The organism is Amycolatopsis camponoti, assembly GCF_902497555.1.
Lineage (GTDB): Bacteria > Actinomycetota > Actinomycetes > Mycobacteriales > Pseudonocardiaceae > Amycolatopsis > Amycolatopsis camponoti.
This window is the reverse complement of record NZ_CABVGP010000002.1, coordinates 1,406,101-1,425,373: the sequence shown is the minus strand read 5'-3', so window position 1 is coordinate 1,425,373 and position 19,273 is coordinate 1,406,101. Positions and strand designations below refer to the sequence as shown.

The following is a 19,273-nucleotide window of genomic DNA, read 5'->3' as shown; positions in this document are numbered from 1 at the left end:
GTCAGGGCTGGGGCTGCTGCTGGCTCGCGAGGGTGCCGGCCGCCATGCGGCGGGCGACGTCCTTGCGCAGCCACAGCAGCCACAGCCAGATCGCCAGGAACACCACGCCCAGCACGGCGATCGCGGGCAGCCAGAACACGAGCGCGATCAGCACCACCTGTACGCCGAGGATGACCGGCACCGTCCACGGCTTCTTCACGAACCCGCACAGCACGACCAGCACCAGCGCGATCGCGAGCACGGTCCAGCCGGTGCCGGTGCTGATCCCGCCGCCGAGCCTGTTCACCACCGGCAGGGCCAGGGCGACCGTGATCGCCTCCATGATCAGCGTTCCCGACATCACGCCGCGGAAGCCCTTCATGGGGTCCTTGGGCTTGGGCTTCTCCGTCGGCTCCGTCACGCCGGCTCCTTCCCGAACAGCGTGCGCGTCTCGCCGACGGTGACCACCGAGCCGGTGACGAGCACGCCGCCGCCCGCGAGCGGCTCTTCGGGGTCGTCGCTGGTCTCCACCAGCGCGATCGCCGTCTCGATCGCCGTCTCCAGGTCGGTCTCGGCGACCACCCGGTCCTCGCCGAACACCGAGATGGCCAGCTGGTTCAGCTCCTCCAGCGGCATCGCGCGCGGCGACGAGTTGCGCGTCACGACGATGTCGGACACCACCGGCTCCAGCGCGTCGAGGATGCCCTGGGCGTCCTTCTCGGCCATCACGCCGACCACCGCGACCAGGCGGCGGAAGGCGAACTCCTCGGCCACGGTCGCCGCGAGCGCGCGGGCGCCGTGCGGGTTGTGGGCCGCGTCGATCATCACCGCGGGGGCCGCGCGGACGCGCTCCAGCCGTCCCGGGGTCTCGACCTCGGCGAACGCCTCGCGGACGGCCTCGACGACCAGCTGCTTGTCCTTGCCCGCGCCGAAGAACGCCTCGACCGCGGCCAGCGCGAGCGCGGCGTTCGCGGCCTGGTGGGCGCCGTGCAGCGGCAGGAAGATGTCGTCGTAGACCCCGCCGAGGCCCTGCAGCTTCAGCAGCTGCCCGCCCACGGCGACCTCGCGCTCCAGCACGCCGAACTCGCTGCCCGCGCGGGCGACCGCCGCGTCGACCTCGACGGCGCGTTCCAGCAGCACCTTCTGCACCTCGGGGTCCTGCTCGGCGATGACCGCGACCGAGCCGGGCTTGATGATCCCGGCCTTCTCGCGCGCCGCGCTCACCGCGTCGGGCCCCAGGTATTCGACGTGGTCGACGCCGATCGGCGTGATGACGGCGACATAGGCGTCGGCGACGTTCGTGGCGTCCCACGCACCACCCAGGCCGGCCTCGATGACCGCGGCCTCCACCGGCGCGTCGGCGAAGGCGGCGAACGCCATCCCGGTGAGGATCTCGAACTTGCTCATCTCGACGCCGTCCGCGCTCGCACCGTCCACCATGGACACGTACGGCGCGATGTCGTGCCACAGCTCGGCGTAGCGGGCGGCCGAGATCGGCCGGCCGTCGAGCGCGATCCGCTCGGTGACCAGCTGCAGGTGGGGGCTGGTGTAGCGGCCGACGCGCAGGCCCATCCGGGTCAGCAGCGCGTCGATCATCCGGGCCGTGGAGCCCTTGCCGTTGGTGCCGGCGACGTGCAGCACCGGGTAGCCGTGGTTCGGCTCGCCCAGCAGCTGCGTCAGCGCGGAGATCCGGGTGAGTGACGGCTCGATCTTCGTCTCCGGCCAGCGCTGGTTCAGCTCGGCCTCGACGGCCATCAGCTCACGGCGGGCCTCGGGGCCGTCCGGGCTGCCGTGGACCTCGGGTTCGCCCTGGTCGTCGAGCTCGTGGAGCTCGGTGTCCTCGGGCACGCTCAGGTCGGGCACCGGCCCGGTGGCGAGGTTGTCGCCCAGCTGGCCGACACCGCCGATCCCGCCGCGCGAGCCGCCACCGGCTTCGAACGCGGTGTCACGGGCGTCCAGCTCGGGGTCGTGGTCGTCCGAGTCCTCGTACCCTTCGGCACCCAGCTCGTCGACGCCCGCGAAGCTGTCGAGATCGGACAGGTCCGGCCTGCGACCTGTCTCATCCTGCGGCACTGACTCTCCTCCGGCCTGGGGTTTTCGTGCTTGCCTTCCGAGTCTACGTGCGCGATCGGTGGCACTCTCGACGCATGCCGTTCAACCACAACGACCACTACCACCCGCTGCTGCTGGACCAGCTGCCGCCCGGGCCGGGGCTCGCGCTGGACGTCGGGTGCGGCACCGGCCGGTTCGCGCGGCGGCTGGCCGCGACCGGCATGGCGGTGGAGGCGGTGGACGTCTCGGCCGCGATGGTCGAGGCGGCGGCGGGCCTGGGGTCGCCGGGGCCGGGCAAGATCGTCTACCGGCAGGCCGACATCACCACCGACGCCCTGCCCGACGAGCACTACGACTTCATCTCGTGCATCGCGTCCCTGCACCACATGCCGTTCGCAACGGTCGCCAAGCTGCGCCGCGCGCTGGTGCCGGGCGGCGTGCTCGTGGTGCTCGGCCTGGCGAAACCGAGCACCCCCGCGGACTGGGCGCGGGCGATCGCGGCCTTCCCGGTCAACGCGCTCGCGCGGCTGGTCGTCTACGCCGGCGAGCGGCTGAACGGCGGCGGCGAGGACGGCCCGCGGGCCCCGGTCGTCGACGACTACCCGACCCTGGCCGAGGTGCGCCGGGAGGCGGCTCGGCTGCTGCCCGGGAGCACCGTCCGGCCGTTGCTGTTCTGGCGCACGTTGATCACTTACCGTGAGCACGGCGACGGTGACCCGACTGGCGGGTGAAGTCCGTCCCCTCGCCGTCCGGGGCTCGCTAGATGTGGAAGGAGCGTTTCCGCCAGCGAGAACGAGGTCTTCATGCGCATCCCCCGGCTGCTCACCGCCGTCGTCTCGGCAGCCATCCTGCTGCCGGCGTCGGCCACCGCCGCCACCGCGGCGAGCATCGGCAGCTACGTCGCCCTCGGCGACTCCTACACCTCCGGGCCGTTCATCCCGGTCCAGCGGCTCGACCCGCTGGGCTGCGGGCGGTCCACCGCGAACTACCCCTCGGTGCTGGCCGCGGCCCTGCACGCCGGGCGGTTCACCGACGTCAGCTGCGCCGGCGCGGACACGACGAACATGACGCGGCCGCAGGGCGTGCCGTTCAACGGCACCAACCCGCCGCAGCTGGGCGCGTTGCGGATCGATACCGACCTGGTCACGCTCGGCATCGGCGGCAACGACTACGACGTGTTCGGCAGCCTGATCTCGACCTGCCCGGGCCTGCGGGCGAGCGACCCGACGGGCAGCCCCTGCGAAGAGCACTTCGACGGCTCGGTCACGCCGGCGATCGGCAACATCGGCCCCCGGGTCGAGGCGGTGCTCGCCGCGATCCACGAGCGGTCCCCGCGGGCGCGGGTGCTCGTGGTCGGCTACCCGCGGATCGCGCCGGAGAAGGGCTACTGCCCGGACGTGCTGCCGTTCGCCGACGGCGACTACGCGTGGCTGAACAGCGTCGAGGCCGACCTGAACCGGGCGCTGGAAGACGCGGCTTCGAACGGTGACGCGGAGTTCGTGGACACCTTCGGGCCGTCCCGCGGCCACGACGCGTGCGCGCGCGGCGGGTCGGCGTGGATCAACGGCAAGAACCAGAACATCTTCGAAGCGGCCGCCTACCACCCGCTGAAGACCGGGATGGCGGGCGTGGCCGCGGTGGTGCTCAAGTCCCTGCGGTGACGAACGCCAGCACGATCCGGGCGAACTCGTCCGGCAGCTCGGCCGGGGCTCCGTGCCCCGCGTCGATCTCGGCGGCGCGCGCGTGCCGGATCGCGGCGACCAGCGCACGCTGCTGGTCCGCGGTGACCAGCCGGTCGTGCGCGCTGCCGAGAACCAGGACGGGCGCGGTGATCCTCCCGAGGACGGGCCGCAGGTCGACGCCGCGGTCGGCTTCGATCTGCCGGTCCGTACCCGGCTCGATCATCGTCTCGAGCGTCTTGACGAGTTGCTCGTTGCTCTCGGCGGTGGCCTGCTCCCAGTAGCGCGGGCCGAACGCCATCAGCGGGAGCATCCGGGCGAAGGTCCCGGTTTCCAGCAGGTCCAGCCAGAGGCGGAATTCGGCGTCCTGCCTGGTGTCCGTGACGGGCCAGGCGGCGTGCAGGACCGCTTTCCGGACGCGGTCCGGGCGGGTGCCGGCCAGGTGCGCCGCCACGACGGCGCCGAGCGAGTGCCCGACGACCTGGGCTTTCGCGACGTCCGCGTGGTCCAGGACGGCTTCGACCTGGGCGGCGAGGTCCTCGATCTCGATCGGTCCGCCGTCGTCGGCGGTCAGCCCGGAGCCGGGGAAGTCGGGGGCGAGGACGGTGAAGCCCCGCGCTCGCGCCGTCAGGGGTGCCCACTGCTCGCGGGAGGCGGCGGTGCCGTGCAGCAGGAGCAGCGCGGGGCCGTCACCGGTCCGGTCGTAGTGGACGGTGGTGGTTCCGAGCGTCACTTCGGGCATGCGTCGGCTCCTTCAGGCGATCTCGCGGAGGGCGGCGGTGAACGCGCGCGGGTTTTCCTGGTGCGGGAGGTGCCCGCAGCCGGCGAGGACGTGGACGCGGGCGCCGGGCGTCTCGGCGGCGCAGGTGCGCGGGACTTCGAGGGGGATCTCGGCGTCCAGCTCCCCGTGCAGGTAGGTGATCGGGACCTTCAGGTCGCCGAGGCGCGGCCGCGGGTCGTAGGTGGTGCACTCGGTGAAGAGCTCGTCGATGTGGACGCCGGAGTCGAGCAGCTGGCGGATCGTCCACGCGACGAGCCCGGGCGCGGCGCCCGCGACCCAGTTGGGCACCCAGTCCTCGAAGGTGCCGGCGCGGTCGTCGACGAGGCGTTCGCGCAGGTCGTGCACCTTGTCGAGCATGCCGGTGCTCGGCCAGTAGCCGGGGCTGTCGACGGCGACGACGTGCTCGACCAGCTCGGGCCGGGCGAGCGCGAGTTCGGTGGCGAAGATCCCGCCGATGCTGGACCCGACGACGGTGGGGTGGATCCCGAGCGTCTCGATCACCGCGGCGACGTCCGCGACGATCCCGGCGATGGTGTTGCCCTCGGCGGGGTGGTCCGAGCGGCCGCACCCGCGCCAGTCGAGGGTGACGACGCGGTGGTCGCGCACGAGATCGGGCAGGCACGACTGCCAGACGCGGCCGCTGGTCCCCCAGCCGTGCAGGAACAGCAGGGCCGGGCCGGCGCCGGCGTCTTCGTAGTGCAGCCGGGTGTGGTTGACGGTGGCGTAAGGCATGGCTCGAGCCTGGCCACGCGGTCGGCGTTTTTCGATGGGCAGTCCGCTCCTACACTCATCACGAACGCTGATGAATGGGGTCCGACGTGGAACTTCGCCAGCTGAGGTACTTCGTGACGGTCGCGGAGGAGCTGCACTTCGGCCGCGCGGCGGAGCGGCTGCACATCGTCCAGCCGGCGGTGAGCCAGCAGGTGCGGCGGCTGGAGCGGTCATTGGGCGTGACGCTGTTCGCGCGGTCGACGCGTTCGGTGGTGTTGACGGAGGCGGGACAGCGGTTCCTGCCACACGCACGTGCGGTACTGGCGGCGGCCGACCGGGCTTCGGACGCGGTGTCGGAGTTCCGCGCTTCGAGGACCCTCCTGCGGCTGGGCACGAGCGAAGGCCTGGGTGATCGGCTGGACGTCCTGCTGGGCGCCTTCGCCCGTCTGGCGCCGTCGGCGTCGTTGGAACTGGTCCACGCCCCGACGGCCGAGCGGCTGCAGCGAGTCCGCGACGGATCCCTGGACGCGACCATCGTGCGGGGTTCGTGGCCGTCTTCGGGTCTCGACTTCACTCCTTTGTGGATGGACGAGGTGATGGTGGCGTTGCCCGCGTCTCATCCGTTGGCTTCCGTTTCGGAGGTCTCTTTTGCTTCGCTGGCTTCGTTGCCGGTGCGGCTCAGTTCGCGGGCGCGGAACCAGCCGTTGTACGACCTGGTGGTGTCGTGCTGCCGCGCGGCGGGGTTCGAGCCGGTGCTGGGAACGGAGTTCACGACGGCGCAGGACACACTGGGGACGCTGGGATTCGGGCGTCCACACTGGACGGTGTTCTACCGGGCGCACGCCAATCTGCTGCCGATCCCGGGGGTGGTTTTCCGGCCTTTGGTGGAGCCGACGCCGCGGATGCAGACGTATCTGGCGACGCCTTCGGACCGGCGGCTGACTCCCGAGCTGGTGGCCCTGATCGAAGCGGCACGGAAGATCGAAGCCGGCGTCGCTAAGAACTCCGGCGACTGACGCGGGAACCTGCGGTGACCAAGCCGGGTGACGATGTGCGCTCATCGAAGTCGACGACGCAACCCACCTGCTTCAGGATCTCCGCTTGACGCTGCCTTCGTTGAGATCGATCATCGTGGGGCGAGCCGTCCTGTCGACCGGGCTGCACTTGCACCGCGACCAACTCCTTTTCCACCGACTCACACCCTGCCGCCAGCCCGGGTTGCGGGACGGGCGGCGCCCCACCCCCGGCAACGAGGAAAGCCGTTGCCGTGCAGACGCCGATCGTCAAGACCGTTGCCAGGATCCTGCGCAGCCATTCGGTCATCAAGACCGCGACCGTGGTGCCCACCCGCATCCCGCGAGCACGGTTCTCCGCCTTCGCCTCGGCCCGATAACGCCGCCACTGAAGGTGCCAATACTTGAGCGCGCTCTTGCAGTCCACGCCTTCGCAGGCGATCACGTACGCCTCCACATGAGCCCACTTCGGGATCTTCTCACCGTTGGCCGTTCGTGACAGAACGGACGCGGAAAAGTACACATCAGGCCGAGTCGCCATTTTACGGTACGGCGGCGACCCCACACTCTCCCGCAATTGCCGGAGTGCGAATCCGAACTGAGCTTCAGGTCCCGACCCGAGATCGAGATTCGACTCCGGACGCCCCGGTCGTGACGTCATCACCGCCGCGGCCGAACGTCACCGGGCCGCGGAGACGACGCGGACACACAAGCACCGTAGTCTTTTCCCAGCAAGCAGTTCACCAGTGACACCGCGACGGTCGCCACGCCACTGGCGGCCGGCAACGCGATGAGAAACGCGACTCCCTCAAACTGGATGACCCATGCCAGTACACCAATGCTTGCGAACACGGTCAGGTACAGCCACCCTACGGAGCCTGCGGTGGGCAACGGCGAACGCAACGCCGCTGTCGGCATGACGGTCTTGCTGGACATTCTCGACTCTCCTATTCGATGCATACGACGGTTCCGGTGTACCGCGCTCGCCGTGGCCGATGATCGCGATCGTTGACCGGAGCGCCAGTATGTCCGACAGGAAAGACGTGATTCCACTGGAGACTGAAGATTCGAATCAATTCAGTGCCCAGGCACGAGTACGACAAAGCCCGGCACTCCCGAAGGAGCACCGGGCCTCGAAGTCGACCTCAGGAAGCCGGCAGGGCTGCCAGCCGGGACGTGATGCGGTCGATGTCCGACGCCGCCGTCTCCTTGCGCACCTTGATCTTGTCGACCACCTGCTCCGGGGCCTTCGCGATGAACGCCTCGTTGCCCAGCTTCGCCTCCGTCTGCGTCAGCTCCTTCCGAGCCGCCGCCAGGTCCTTCTCCAGGCGCTTGCGCTCGGCCGCCACGTCGACCGTGCCCGACAGGTCCAGCTCCACCGTCACCACGCCGTCCGCCAGGGCCACCTCGAGGGACGCGCTCGCCGCGAACTCGTCCGACGGTGCCGTCAGCCGGACCAGCGAGCGGATCGCCTCTTCGTGGCCGCCGGTGTAGCCCGCCAGGCGCGACGCCACCTTCTGGCCCGGCTTCAACCCCTGGTCCGCCCGGAAGCGGCGGATCTCCGTCACCAGCTTCTGGACGTCCGCGATCCGCGCGTCCGCCGAAGAGTCCGCATAGCCCTCGAAGGGAGCGGGCCAAGCAGCGATCACCAGCGACTCACCGCCGGTCAGTGCCGTCCAGAGCTTCTCCGTGATGAACGGGATGAACGGGTGCAGCAGCCGCAGCACCGTGTCCAGCACGTGCCCGAGGACAGCGCGAGTCGACGAAACCCGAGCGTCATCTCCTTGGTACAGCTGGACCTTCGCCAGCTCCAGGTACCAGTCGCACAGCTCGTTCCACGTGAACTGGTAGAGCGCGCCCGCGACCTTCGCGAACTGGAAGTCCTCGAACAGGCCGTCCACTTCGGACACCAGCGCGCTCAGGCGGCCCAGGATCCAGCGGTCGGACTCGGTCAGCTCAGACGACGAAGGCAATGGCGCGGCGACCGAAGCGCCGTTCATCATCGCGAACTTCGTCGCGTTCCACAGCTTCGTGCAGAAGTTGCGGGAGCCCGCCGCCCACTCGTCGGCCAGGGCCATGTCCGCGCCCGGGTTCGCGCCGCGGGCCAGGGTGAACCGGGTGGCGTCCGCGCCGTACGCGTCCATCCACTCCAGCGGGTCGATCACGTTGCCCCGCGACTTGGACATCTTCTTGCCCTGCGCGTCGCGGATCAGCCCGTGCAGGTACACGTGGTCGAACGGCTGCACCCCGTCCATCTGGTGCACGCCGAACATCATCATCCGGACGACCCAGAAGAACAGGATGTCGTAGCCGGTCGACAGCACACTGGTCGGATAGAACTTCGCCAGATCTTCCGAAGACGAAGGCCACCCGAGCGTCGACATCGGCCACAGGCCCGACGAGAACCACGTGTCGAGCACGTCCGGGTCCTGCGTCCAGCCCTCACCCGTCGGGGGCTGCTCGTCCGGGCCGACGCACACGACTTCGCCGTCCGGGCCGTAGAACACCGGGATCCGGTGGCCCCACCACAGCTGGCGCGAGATCGTCCAGTCGTGCATGTTGTCGACCCAGTCGAAGTACCGCTTGCCCAGCTCGGGCGGGTGGATCTTGGTGCGGCCGTCGCGGACCGCGTCGCCGGCCAGGCGGGCCAGCTCTTCGACCTTGACCCACCACTGCAGCGACAGCCGCGGCTCGACGACCGTGTCGCAGCGGGAGCAGTGCCCGACCGCGTGGACGTACGGGCGCTTCTCGGCCACGATCCGGCCGAGCTCGCGCAGCGCCGCGACCACCGCGGGCCGGGCCTCGAAGCGGTCGAGGCCCTCGAAGGGACCCTTCACCGTGATCTCGGCGCGCTCGTTCATGATCGTCAGCATCGGCAGGTCGTGCCGGCGGCCGATCTCGAAGTCGTTCGGGTCGTGCGCCGGGGTCACCTTGACCGCGCCGGTGCCGAACTCCGGGTCGACGTGCTTGTCGGCGACGATCGGGATGCGGCGGCCGGTCAGCGGCAGCTCGACCTCGGTGCCGACCAGGTGCGCGTACCGCTCGTCGTCCGGGTGGACGGCGACCGCGGTGTCGCCCAGCATCGTCTCGGCGCGGGTGGTGGCCACCACGATCGCGTTCGCGCCGTCGCCGTAGCGGATCGACACGAGCTCGCCGTCGTCGTCGTTGTGGTCGACCTCGATGTCCGACAGCGCGGTCTGGCAGCGCGGGCACCAGTTGATGATCCGCTCGGCGCGGTAGATCAGGCCCTCGTCGAAGAAGTTCTTGAACACCGTCTGGACGGCCTTCGACAGGTTCTCGTCCATGGTGAATCGCTCGCGCGACCAGTCGACGCCGTCGCCGAGGCGCTTCATCTGGCCGAGGATCTTGCCGCCGTACTCGGCCTTCCACTCCCAGACGCGCTCGACGAACTTCTCGCGGCCCAGGTCGTGGCGCGAAAGGCCCTCGCCGGCCAGCTGGCGCTCGACGACGTTCTGCGTCGCGATGCCCGCGTGGTCCATGCCCGGCAGCCACAGCACCTCGTACCCCTGCATGCGACGGCGACGGCTCATCGCGTCCATCAGGGTGTGGTTGAGGGCGTGCCCCATGTGCAGGGAACCGGTCACGTTGGGCGGCGGCAGTACGATCGAGAACGGCGGCTTCTCCGACGAGGCGTCGGCCGTGAAGTACCCGGCCGCTACCCAGCGGTCGTACATCGGTGCTTCTTCGGCGGCCGGGTCCCAGGCACCCGGAAGGTCGGTGGTCTGCTGCGGAGCGTTCTCGGTCACAATGGACAAGTCTACGAACCCGTCACGGCGGGTCACCCAGGGGGAAGGCACTCTCCGATGGCACAGCCTCAGCAGCCGCAGGATCCGGACGACCGGCGCCTGGAGACGCACCCCGACCTGATGAACCCGGATTGGCAGAAGTACGCCGAGCGGGACGCCTGGCTGGGCGCCAAGAAGGAGCTCAAGAAGCGCCGCAAGCGGGAGCGCCGCACGGGCGCGGTCGCGCAGCCGGGGCAGAGCCGCTGGCCGGGCCTGCTGGCGCTGTTGCTGGTGGTCGTGCTGGTCGCGGCGGCCATCATCGTGCACCAGATCCAGGGCGTCGGCGTCAACGAGGACCCGCTCCTGTTCTTCGGCTCGTAACGCTCGTCCCCCGCTGTCGATGATCAGGCATCGACCTTGGGGGAAAGCAACGTGGACGACGACAACCTGCTCGATTCCCACCCGGACCTGATGGACCCGGAGTGGCGCAAGCACGCGCAGACCGACGCCTGGCTCGGCGCCAAGAAGGATCGCAAGCGGCTCCGCAAGCAGCGCAAACGCGGCGTCCGCAAACCGCACCGCCGCTGGTGGATACTCGGCGTGCTCGTGCTGATCCTCGGCGTGACCACCGCGGGCATCGTGCTGGCCGGCCGCCGGACCCCGGCCCCGGCCGCCGCGCCGAACCCGACGCAGGTGGCGCAGTACGCCCGGGTCGACCTCGCCCGGCCCTACGCGAACACCCCCGCCGACACCTGGCCGAAGGGTCTGGACGGCATCACCTCGCCCGCCGCGGCCCCGGTCGGCGCCTTCAAGGCCGACGCGGTCGCGGACGCCTACGCGCAGGCCCGGAAGGCCATCTTCGCCGCCCACCTCGACTCCGCCGTGCTGCTCGCGCACGACCCGAAGGCCTACCTCGCGCTCTTCGCCCCGGACCAGCGCGAGCAGCTGACGCCGCGGCTCGCCGAGAAGCCGGCGAAGGACAAGGCCGGCTTCGACTCCTATCTGACCGAGATCGCCGACGGCTACCACTTGCTCGACGCGGGTCCCCGCACGTTCGGCACGCTCACCGCGCACGCCGGCGAGAAGCCCGGTGAGCTGGCCGTGGACGCGAAGTACGTCGTCGCGTACGCCTTCGACAACGTCCACCCCGAGTCGCTGACCAGCCCGAACGAGATCGTCAGCTTCCTGCGCGTGGACGAGACCTACGTCGTCGCCACGGGCTCCCGCGTCGCCAAGACCAGCCAGGGGCTGTGGCTCGACGGCGGGCAGAGCGCCACCTCGTCGGTCGGCTGCGCCGCCGCCCGGGAGGGGTTCCTGGCGCCGGGCTACGCGAACCCGCAGACGGGTCCGTCGACCGGCGACGACCAGGACGCGCCCGGCTACTACGACCCGAAGTACCCGGTGCCGACCCTCGACGGCTGCCACTGACCCACGCGCGCTCCCGGCCGGGAGTGCGTCACATCCCACTGCACAGTCTGGACTGTACAGTTAGACTGTGTGCATGGGCGAAGTACCCGCACACGTGGCCGAGACCGCCGGCTGGCTCCGCGGCGTCGTCGCGCAGCTGCACCGGCGGCTGCGGCACGTCGACAACGCCGGGATCCTGACGCCGTCGCAGTCCGCGGTGCTCAACCGGCTGCACCGCGAAGGTCCCGCGACGCAGGGTGAACTGGCCGCCGCCGAGCACGTGCGGCAGCAATCGATGGCCGCCACCCTCGGCGTCCTCGACGAGCTCGGCTACCTCGCCCGCACCCCCGACCCGGCCGACCGTCGCCGCGTGGTGATCAGCCTCTCCGAATCCGGCAGCGACACCGTGCGCGGCATCCTGCAGCACCGCGAGGAATGGCTGGCCCAGGCGCTGGTGGACGCCCTGTCCCCCGGCGAGCTCGAGGCCGTCACCCGCGCTTTGCCGCTGCTGCAGCGCGTCGCCGAACACTGAAGGAGTCCTCACGAGCACCGTCACCGCCCCCGCGAAGTTCGGCACCCGCCTGGTCACCCCGCTGGTTGCCGGCGCCGTGCTCAACCCGATCAACTCCACCCTCATCGCGGTCGCGCTCGTGCCGATCGGCCAGAGCTTCGGCGCCGGCCCCGGCCAGACCGCCTGGCTGATCTCGGCGCTCTACCTGGCCACCGCGGTCGGACAGCCGGTGGTCGGCCTGCTCGTCGACCGGTACGGCGCCCGACGGGTCCTGCTCGGCGGCGCGGCGCTGGTGATCATCGCCGGGATCGCCGGGATGATCCCGATCTCCGTCGGCTGGCTGACCGGCGTCCGGGTCGTGCTCGGCCTGGGTACGTGCGCCGGCTTCCCGGCCGCGATGGCCGTGCTGCGCCACCACGCGGAGGCGAGCGGCCAGGGCGTGCCCGCGCGCGTGCTGTCGGTGTTGTCGATGTCCGCGCAGACGGTGATGGTGATCGGCCCGACGCTGGGCGGGCTGCTGATCGGCCTCTTCGGCTGGCCGGCGATCTTCGCGGTGAACATCCCGCTCGCCGGGCTGTCGTTGGTGCTGGCGTTGCTGTGGGTCCCGAAGGACGACCGCGGCGAGCGCACCGCGAAGCGGATCGACGTCCTGGGCATCGCGCTGTTCTCGGCGACCCTGCTCGCGCTCCTGTTCTTCCTGATGGATCCGGGCACCGAGCCCTGGCTGCTCGCCGTCGTCGCGGCGTTCGGCGTCGCGTTCGGGCTGGTCGAGCTGCGTCGCGACGACCCGTTCCTCGACCTGCGGATGCTCGCGGCCAACGGCGCGATCCTGCGGACCTACCTGCGGCAGGCCCTGAGCTTCATGGCCATCTACGCGATCATGTTCGGCTACGTCCAGTGGCTGGAGACCGCGCGGCAACTGTCCGAGGAGGCCGCCGGGCTGATGCTGCTGCCGATGTCGGGCACGGCGGTCTGCGCGGCGGCGTTCTCCGGGCGCGGCTCCGGGATCCGCGCGCGGCTGCTCACGGTCGCGGTGGCGCTGATCGGCGGTTCGGCGCTGCTGCTGCTCGTCCACGACGGCACGTGGGTCGGCGCGCTGCTGGCGCTGGCCGCGTTGTTCGGGCTGGCGCAGGGTTTGACGAGCGTCGCGAACCAGACGACGTTGTACCGCGAAGCGCCCGCCGAGCAGATGGGCACGGCGAGCGGCTTGTTCCGCACGGCCCAGTACCTGGGCGCGATCGTGGCGTCGACGCTGATCGCGCTCTGCTACGGACCGCACGCCGACTCGGCCGGCCTCCACCGGCTCGCTGTCGCGCTGATCGTGATCAGCGTCCTCCTGCTCGCCGTGACCGTCGCCGACCGGGGCCTGCGCGCCGCCGAAGCCTGACCCCTGTTCGCGCCCGCGATCATCGAAGCGCACGATGGACACATGACCCGTGAAGCGCCGGCGCAGGACGTGGACGAGACCCGCCTCGAGGTGGGCAAGCCGAAGGGGTGGGCGGCCGGGATACCCGGCGTCGCCGTGTCGCTCGCGCGCAGCGTCGAGCAGATGGGCACCGGCCGGACCGTCAAGGCGCTGCGGCTGCTGAACCAGCGTGAGGGCTTCGACTGCCCGGGCTGCGCGTGGCCGGAGCCCCGCGAGGTCGACGGCGAGAAGCGCAAGCTGGCCGAGTTCTGCGAGAACGGCGCCAAAGCGGTCGCCGAGGAAGCCACCAAACGTCGCGTGGACCGCGAGTTCTTCGCGAAGCACCCGATCGACGACCTCCGGGGCAAGACCGACTACTGGCTCGGCCAGCAGGGCCGCGTCACCGAGCCGTTCGTGCTGCGCGAAGGCGCGACGCACTACGAACCGATCTCCTGGGACGACGCCTTCGAGCTCGTCGCCGGCGAGCTGAAGGCCCTCACCGACCCCAACGAGGCGATCTTCTACACCTCGGGCCGCACCAGCAACGAGGCCGCGTTCCTCTACCAGCTGCTCGTACGTTCGTTCGGCACCAACAACCTGCCGGACTGCTCCAACATGTGCCACGAGTCCTCCGGCGCGGCGCTGGCGGCGACCACCGGCATCGGCAAGGGTTCCGTGAGCCTCGCGGACATCCACAAGGCCGACCTGATCGTCGTCGTCGGGCAGAACCCGGGCACCAACCACCCGCGGATGCTCTCGGCGCTCGAAGAGGCCAAGGGCAACGGCGCGCAGATCATCGCCGTGAACCCGCTGCCCGAGGCCGGGCTGATGCGGTTCAAGAACCCGCAGAACGTCCGCGGCGTCGTCGGCAAGGGCACGCCGCTGGCCGACGAGTTCGCCCAGATCCGCCTCGGCGGCGACCTCGCGCTGTTCCAGGCCGTCGGGCACCTGCTGCTGACCTGGGACGAGGAAGCGCCGGGTGCGATCGTCGACCGCGACTTCGTCGAGCGGGTCACCGAGGGCTTCGACGACTACGCCAAGCACCTGCGGGAGATCGACTGGCCCGAGGTCGAGCGCGCCACCGGGCTGCCGCGCGAGCAGATCGAGCGCGTCGCGCGGATGATCGCCTCCTCCGAGCGCACGATCTACTGCTGGGCGATGGGCCTGACGCAGCACAAGCACGCCGTGCCGACGATTTCGGAGATCGCGAACCTGGCGCTGATGCGCGGGATGATCGGCAAGCCGGGCGCGGGCCTGTGCCCGGTGCGCGGGCACTCGAACGTCCAGGGCGACCGGACCATGGGCATCTGGGAGAAGATGCCGCAGTCCTTCATGGACTCCCTCGCCGGCGAGTTCGGCATCGAGGTCCCGCGCGAGCACGGCTTCGACACCGTCGACGCGATCCGGGCGATGCGCGACGGCCGCGGCAAGGTCTTCTTCGCCGTCGGCGGCAACTTCGCGTCGGCGACGCCGGACACGGAGGCGACCGAGAAGGCTCTCGCGTCGTGCTCGCTCACCGTGCACGTCTCGACGAAGCTGAACCGCTCCCACGTCGTGCACGGCCGCACCGCGCTGATCCTGCCGACGCTCGGCCGCACCGAGCGCGACGTCCAGGCGAGCGGCGAGCAGTTCGTCACGGTCGAGGACTCGATGTCGCAGGTGCACTCCTCGCGTGGGCGCCTCAAGCCGGCGAGCGAGCACCTGCTGTCCGAGGTCGCGATCGTCTGCCGGCTGGGCGAGAAGCTGTTCGGGGCCGGGCACGCCGTGCCGTGGCGGACGTTCGAGACCGACTACGACCTGATCCGGGACCGCATCTCGCGGGTCGTGCCGGGCTGCCAGGACTACAACCGCCGCGTCCGCGAGCCGGACGGGTTCGTGCTGCCGCACGCGCCGCGCGACTCCCGCGAGTTCACCGGCACCGCCAACGGCAAGGGCAACTTCACGGTGTCCGCGCTGGAGTACCCGCAGGTGCCCGAGGGCCGCCTGCTGCTGCAGACGATGCGCAGCCACGACCAGTACAACACCACGATCTACGGGCTTTCCGACCGCTACCGCGGCATCGAGAACGCCCGCCGGGTGGTGCTGGTGAACCCGGACGACGTCGCGGCGCTCGGCCTGACCGACGGCGCGATGGTCGACCTGGTCTCGGAGTGGCGTGACGGCGACCGCCGCGCACCGTCGTTCCGGGTGGTGGCCTACCCGACGGCCCGCGGGTGCGCGGCGGCGTACTTCCCGGAGGCCAACGCGCTGGTGCCGCTGGACTCGGTGGCGGAGAAGTCGAACACGCCGGTGTCGAAGGCGATCGTGGTGCGCCTCGAACCTCAGGCCTGACGAGCCGGCCGCGTCGCGGCGGCGGGGAGGTCCCGGCCGGTCCGGATCGGGCCGGCGACGAGGACGAGCGTCGCCGCGACGAGCACGGCCATGACCGCCCACACCGCCGCCCGCGGGCCGGCGAGGGAACCGAGGGCACCGGCGAGCAGGGCGCCGGCCGCGCTCGAGCCGTTCGCCAGCAGGCTGCTCGTCGCGACGACCCGGCCGCGCACGCCCGGTGGCGGGTAGGTCTGCCGGAAGCCCGCGGCGAGCACGTTCGCGGCCACGACCGCCGCGCCGACGGCGACCCCGCCGGCCGCGGCGAGAGCGAGGCCGGGGCCAGGCGTGGTCAGGGGGATGAGCAACCCGAGCGGGGTCATGGTGAGCAGGCAGGCCAGCAGGCTGCGCGCGCTGCCCCAGCGCCGCGCGAGCCGGACGGCGACGGCCGCGCCGAGCACCCCGCCGGCCCCCGGGGCCGCCACCAGGACGCCCACGGCGCCCGGGGCGACGCCCACCACCCGCACGAAGAAGACGACCTGGATCGCCTGGTAGCCGGTCAATGCGACATTGGCGACCGCGCCGAACACCGCCAGCGAGCGCAGGTAACGGTCGTGAGCCACCCATCGCAGCCCGTCGGCGACTTCCCGGCGCAGGGTGCTTCGCCGCCGGGCCGCCGACCGGGGTGGCTCCCGCACGGAGATCGCCGCCAGGCACCCCGCGGAGACCAGGAACGTCACCGCGTCGACGACCAGGCCGGCCACCGCCCCCGCCCACTGGGCGAGCACGCCCGCCAGGCTCCGGCCCGCGAGCTGGGCGACGGCCTCGCTGCCCTGCAGCTTCGCGTTCCCCTCCGGCAGGTCCGCCGGGGCGACGAGGACCGGGAGGTAGACGCGGTAGGCGGTGCTGAACAGGACGCTGCTCGCCCCGGTGAGCACCGCGACCAGGACCAGCTGGGCCACGGTCAGGACGCCGAGCCAGGCGGCGACCGGGACGCTGACGAGCGCCGCCGCCGAGACGACGTCGCAGCCCAGCAGCACGGGCCGGCGCGGGAGCCGGTCGACCCACGCCCCGGCCGGCAGCCCGAGCACCAGCCACGGCACCCAGGACGCGGCCGCGATCAGGCCCACGGTGAACGGGCCGGCGTGCGTGCCGAGCACGGCCACCAAGGGCAGCGCGACCGTCGTGACGTTGCTGCCCAGCTTGCTGGTCGTCTCGCCCGCCCACAGCAGGCGGAAGTCCCGGTGCCGCCACAGGCCGCCCCGCGTTCCGGCCACCCCTGCCCCCTCCCCGATCTTCCGGGAGGATGCCTCGGACGCGCGCGGCTGTCAGCGGGTTTCGCGGCCGGCGCAACGCCAGGCCAGGCTCAGCCCTGGTAGTCGCGCTGCAGGGTGTTCGTCATGTCGGTGACCACGGCCTGGACGTTGTCGAGGGTCGCCGGCGGGATCAGCGCGGCCTCCGTGCCGCCGTCGGCGATGGCCAGGCCCAGCACGACGTTCCCGGTGCGGACGGCGGCCCACTGCTCGGAGAACCCGGCCTCGTCGCCGACGTCGGTGGCGAGGCGGACGCCCGAGTGGTCGCCGAGCGCGTCGGTCATCAGCTGGGTGGCCTTGGTCGCGCCCTCGTCCGCGTCGGCGTCGGTGAACCGCACGACGGCGATCGTGACGAGCCGGTAGTCCTGCAGGTTGGGCTTCCCGCCGCCGAGGTCGCGGGCGAACAGGCGCTTGCAGCTGGTGAGTTCGTTGCCTTCGGTGGAGCGGTCCTGGGGGACGACCTTGGCGTCGGCCGTCTTGACCGAATCGGGGGGGACCTCGACGGTGCCGGGCGCGAGCCGGTCGCGCGCGTTCGAGGCGGGCAGCTTGCAGGCGTCGATCGAGTCGGGGTAGTGCGCCGAAGCGGACGACGACTGGCACCCGGCACAAAGAACGGCGGAAGCGAGCACCGGAAGGAGCCACCCTCCGCGGGCAACGCTGTTGCGCATAGGTTCCGGACTTTCCGTATTTCTCGAAATTGACTTTCCGGACTGTCACCGTTCCGGTGATCTTTTCCGGTCCGTCCGGCGGGCTGCCGCCGACGGTCACCGCACACTGCCTCACCAGGGAGGCAGCGTCAAGACCAGTCACCCTCGTGGTCCGGTGTGGTCTGGTCGGCGAATACGGTTTTGCCCGCCTTTACGGAAATTCTTCGCGCAAATTCGCGGAATGCGGTGAAAAGCGCGCGGTCAATCCACCGCGCGGTCAATCCACGCAGACGACTCCGCTGGAGGTGATCGGGTCGTCGCCGGCGGCCGGGGCGCCCCCGCCCCCGGTGGTCCCGGGGCCGGCGTACACCGACCCGAGCACGACCTCGATGTGGCCGGGCGGCACCGCCGCGGACTCCTGCGTCGACAGCCCGCCGAGCAGCTTCGCGACCTCCGCGCCCCGCTGCGCGAGGTCGGCGCCGAAGGTGACCAGTGACGTCCGCCGCGCCCCGGTGTTGCCGGTCGTGCCCTTGGCGAACCCGTGCTCGCCCAGGAACCCGGCCACGCGGGCCGCGAGCCCTTCCTTCGGGCCCGCGTTGGAGATGTCGACGGTGACCGGGGCGGCCGGCGGCGCCTTCGGCGCGGCGGACCCGATCAGCCCCGCCGCGAAGGACTTGACCGCGGCCGGGTCGACCTGCACGGCCGTGGCCCGGGGGTTGTCCTGGTCGTACCGGTAGTCGCGGTTGACGACGGGGATCGTCTCGAACCGGATCCCGCCGCCGCTGACCCCGCGCATCTGCGAGACGAAGTCGAGCAGGTTCCACGAGGCGTCGAGCACCACCGAGCGCTTGACGGCGTCGATGAGGTCCGACAGCTTCCCGGGATCGGCCAGCGTCCCCGCCGACAGCACCTGCCGGGCCAGGCCGGCGAGGAACACCTGCTGCCGCCGGACGCGGGCGAAGTCGGTGCCCGGGAGCCCGTCGCGCTGCCGGACGAAGGCCAGCGCGTCCGCGCCCGAGATCCGCTGCGGCCCGGCCGGGAAGTCCGCGCCGGAGTTCTTGTCCTTGGTGGCGCTCTTGAGGCAGACGTCGACGCCGCCGACCGCCTTGCTGATCTCGGCGAAGCTCAGCAGGTTGACCTCGGCGAAGTGGTCGATCTTGACGCCGGTGAGGTCCTCGACGGCCTGCCGCGTCCCGCGCCGCGCGGCGGTGAGGGCGGCTTGGTCGATCTTCGCCTTGTCGGTCTCCCCCGAGTCGCGCTGCCGCTTCGCTTCGGCCGCCTTAGCCCGCCCGAACGCGGCGTTGATCTTGCCCTTCCCGCCGGGCATGGAGACGTAGCTGTCGCGCGGGATGGAGAACGCTTTCACGTCGTGCGTGCCGTTCGGGATCCGCAGCACGATGAGGGTGTCGGTGAGGTCGTCGCCGTTGGCGCCGGCCCGCAGCTCGCGCAGGACGTCCGCGGGAAGCGGCTTCCCCTCCTTGTCGGTGCGGGAGTCCCGGCCGACGAGCAGGATGTCAAGCGAGCCGTCGGCGGGCTGTTCCCCGGGCCCGGTGCCGCCGTCGGCGTCGATGACGCTGTCGCGCGAGACCTCGTCGAGGGCGTGGAGGTTCTGGTAGCCGTAAGCGGTCCCGCCCAGGACGGCGAAGGCGAGCCCGGCGACGGCGATCTTCCCCAGTAGGTGCACGCCCTACCGACGCCGCCGGGCCACCTCCCGCTGCAAGG

The 19,273-nt window shown here is 71.2% G+C and carries 18 protein-coding genes; 8 read left to right on the top strand and 10 right to left on the bottom strand.

The window, feature by feature from the left end:
* Window position 1: 1 nt before the first annotated feature.
* The gene (locus tag AA23TX_RS27240; RefSeq protein WP_155545663.1) at window positions 2–400 is read right to left on the bottom strand and encodes a DUF4233 domain-containing protein; all 399 of its coding nucleotides are present in this window, start codon (window positions 398–400) and stop codon (window positions 2–4) included.
* On the bottom strand, window positions 397–2,052 hold the full coding sequence (gene folC / locus AA23TX_RS27235; RefSeq protein WP_155545662.1) for a bifunctional tetrahydrofolate synthase/dihydrofolate synthase: 1,656 nt from the start codon (window positions 2,050–2,052) through the stop codon (window positions 397–399). Before folC ends, AA23TX_RS27240 begins: the two co-directional genes overlap by 4 nt.
* A gap of 74 nt (window positions 2,053–2,126) precedes the next feature.
* Between folC and AA23TX_RS27230 the strand changes: the two genes are divergently transcribed.
* Window positions 2,127–2,762 carry a class I SAM-dependent methyltransferase gene (locus AA23TX_RS27230; protein WP_155545661.1) on the top strand — a complete coding sequence of 212 codons (636 nt, stop codon included), beginning with the start codon at window positions 2,127–2,129 and terminating at the stop codon, window positions 2,760–2,762.
* A gap of 72 nt (window positions 2,763–2,834) precedes the next feature.
* Window positions 2,835–3,692, top strand: coding sequence for an SGNH/GDSL hydrolase family protein (locus AA23TX_RS27225; protein ID WP_155545660.1), 858 nt, complete (start codon window positions 2,835–2,837; stop codon window positions 3,690–3,692).
* Here the strand turns inward: AA23TX_RS27225 and AA23TX_RS27220 are convergent.
* Entirely contained in the window at window positions 3,676–4,452 is a 777-nt protein-coding gene (locus AA23TX_RS27220; protein ID WP_155545659.1) for an alpha/beta fold hydrolase, read from the bottom strand. The genes AA23TX_RS27225 and AA23TX_RS27220 overlap by 17 nt on opposite strands.
* A gap of 12 nt (window positions 4,453–4,464) precedes the next feature.
* Window positions 4,465–5,223, bottom strand: a complete 759-nt coding sequence (locus AA23TX_RS27215) for an alpha/beta fold hydrolase (RefSeq protein ID WP_155545658.1) — start codon at window positions 5,221–5,223, stop codon at window positions 4,465–4,467.
* Between the two features lie 86 nt (window positions 5,224–5,309).
* Here AA23TX_RS27215 and AA23TX_RS27210 point away from each other — a divergent pair, with 86 nt between their 5' ends.
* A complete protein-coding gene (locus AA23TX_RS27210) occupies window positions 5,310–6,218 on the top strand; it encodes a LysR family transcriptional regulator (RefSeq protein ID WP_155545657.1) in 909 nt (302 codons plus the stop codon).
* On the opposite strand, the gene AA23TX_RS27205 is transcribed toward AA23TX_RS27210, so the two are convergent.
* The 3 genes from AA23TX_RS27205 to AA23TX_RS27195 form a co-directional block, all read right to left on the bottom strand.
* Window positions 6,199–6,660, bottom strand: a complete 462-nt coding sequence (locus tag AA23TX_RS27205; protein WP_155545656.1) for a hypothetical protein — start codon at window positions 6,658–6,660, stop codon at window positions 6,199–6,201. The genes AA23TX_RS27210 and AA23TX_RS27205 overlap by 20 nt on opposite strands.
* Before the next feature lie 215 nt (window positions 6,661–6,875).
* Window positions 6,876–7,151, bottom strand: a complete 276-nt coding sequence (locus AA23TX_RS27200; RefSeq protein ID WP_155545655.1) for a hypothetical protein — start codon at window positions 7,149–7,151, stop codon at window positions 6,876–6,878.
* Window positions 7,152–7,360: 209 nt separating this feature from the next.
* Window positions 7,361–9,982, bottom strand: a complete 2,622-nt coding sequence (locus tag AA23TX_RS27195; protein ID WP_155545654.1) for a valine--tRNA ligase — start codon at window positions 9,980–9,982, stop codon at window positions 7,361–7,363.
* Window positions 9,983–10,039: 57 nt separating this feature from the next.
* On the opposite strand from AA23TX_RS27195, the gene AA23TX_RS27190 reads away from it, so the two are divergent.
* The 5 genes from AA23TX_RS27190 (at window position 10,040) to AA23TX_RS27170 (ending at window position 15,615) form a co-directional block, all read left to right on the top strand.
* Window positions 10,040–10,342, top strand: coding sequence for a hypothetical protein (locus AA23TX_RS27190; protein ID WP_155545653.1), 303 nt, complete (start codon window positions 10,040–10,042; stop codon window positions 10,340–10,342).
* Between the two features lie 51 nt (window positions 10,343–10,393).
* On the top strand, window positions 10,394–11,389 hold the full coding sequence (locus AA23TX_RS27185; protein ID WP_155545652.1) for a hypothetical protein: 996 nt from the start codon (window positions 10,394–10,396) through the stop codon (window positions 11,387–11,389).
* 73 nt (window positions 11,390–11,462) lie between these two features.
* Window positions 11,463–11,900: a MarR family winged helix-turn-helix transcriptional regulator gene (locus AA23TX_RS27180; protein ID WP_155545651.1), complete on the top strand. Its 438-nt coding sequence runs from the start codon at window positions 11,463–11,465 to the stop codon at window positions 11,898–11,900.
* 49 nt (window positions 11,901–11,949) lie between these two features.
* On the top strand, window positions 11,950–13,266 hold the full coding sequence (locus tag AA23TX_RS27175; RefSeq protein ID WP_196425702.1) for an MFS transporter: 1,317 nt from the start codon (window positions 11,950–11,952) through the stop codon (window positions 13,264–13,266).
* Window positions 13,267–13,308: 42 nt separating this feature from the next.
* Window positions 13,309–15,615, top strand: a complete 2,307-nt coding sequence (locus AA23TX_RS27170; RefSeq protein WP_155545649.1) for an FdhF/YdeP family oxidoreductase — start codon at window positions 13,309–13,311, stop codon at window positions 15,613–15,615.
* Here the strand turns inward: AA23TX_RS27170 and AA23TX_RS27165 are convergent.
* The 3 genes from AA23TX_RS27165 to AA23TX_RS27155 all read right to left on the bottom strand — a co-directional run bounded on the left by AA23TX_RS27165 (window position 15,606) and on the right by AA23TX_RS27155 (window position 19,235).
* Window positions 15,606–16,868: an MFS transporter gene (locus tag AA23TX_RS27165; RefSeq protein ID WP_155545648.1), complete on the bottom strand. Its 1,263-nt coding sequence runs from the start codon at window positions 16,866–16,868 to the stop codon at window positions 15,606–15,608. The genes AA23TX_RS27170 and AA23TX_RS27165 overlap by 10 nt on opposite strands.
* A gap of 89 nt (window positions 16,869–16,957) precedes the next feature.
* Window positions 16,958–17,533 carry a hypothetical protein gene (locus AA23TX_RS27160; RefSeq protein WP_155545647.1) on the bottom strand — a complete coding sequence of 192 codons (576 nt, stop codon included), beginning with the start codon at window positions 17,531–17,533 and terminating at the stop codon, window positions 16,958–16,960.
* Window positions 17,534–17,828: 295 nt separating this feature from the next.
* Window positions 17,829–19,235: an LCP family protein gene (locus AA23TX_RS27155; RefSeq protein ID WP_155545646.1), complete on the bottom strand. Its 1,407-nt coding sequence runs from the start codon at window positions 19,233–19,235 to the stop codon at window positions 17,829–17,831.
* Window positions 19,236–19,273: the final 38 nt, after the last annotated feature.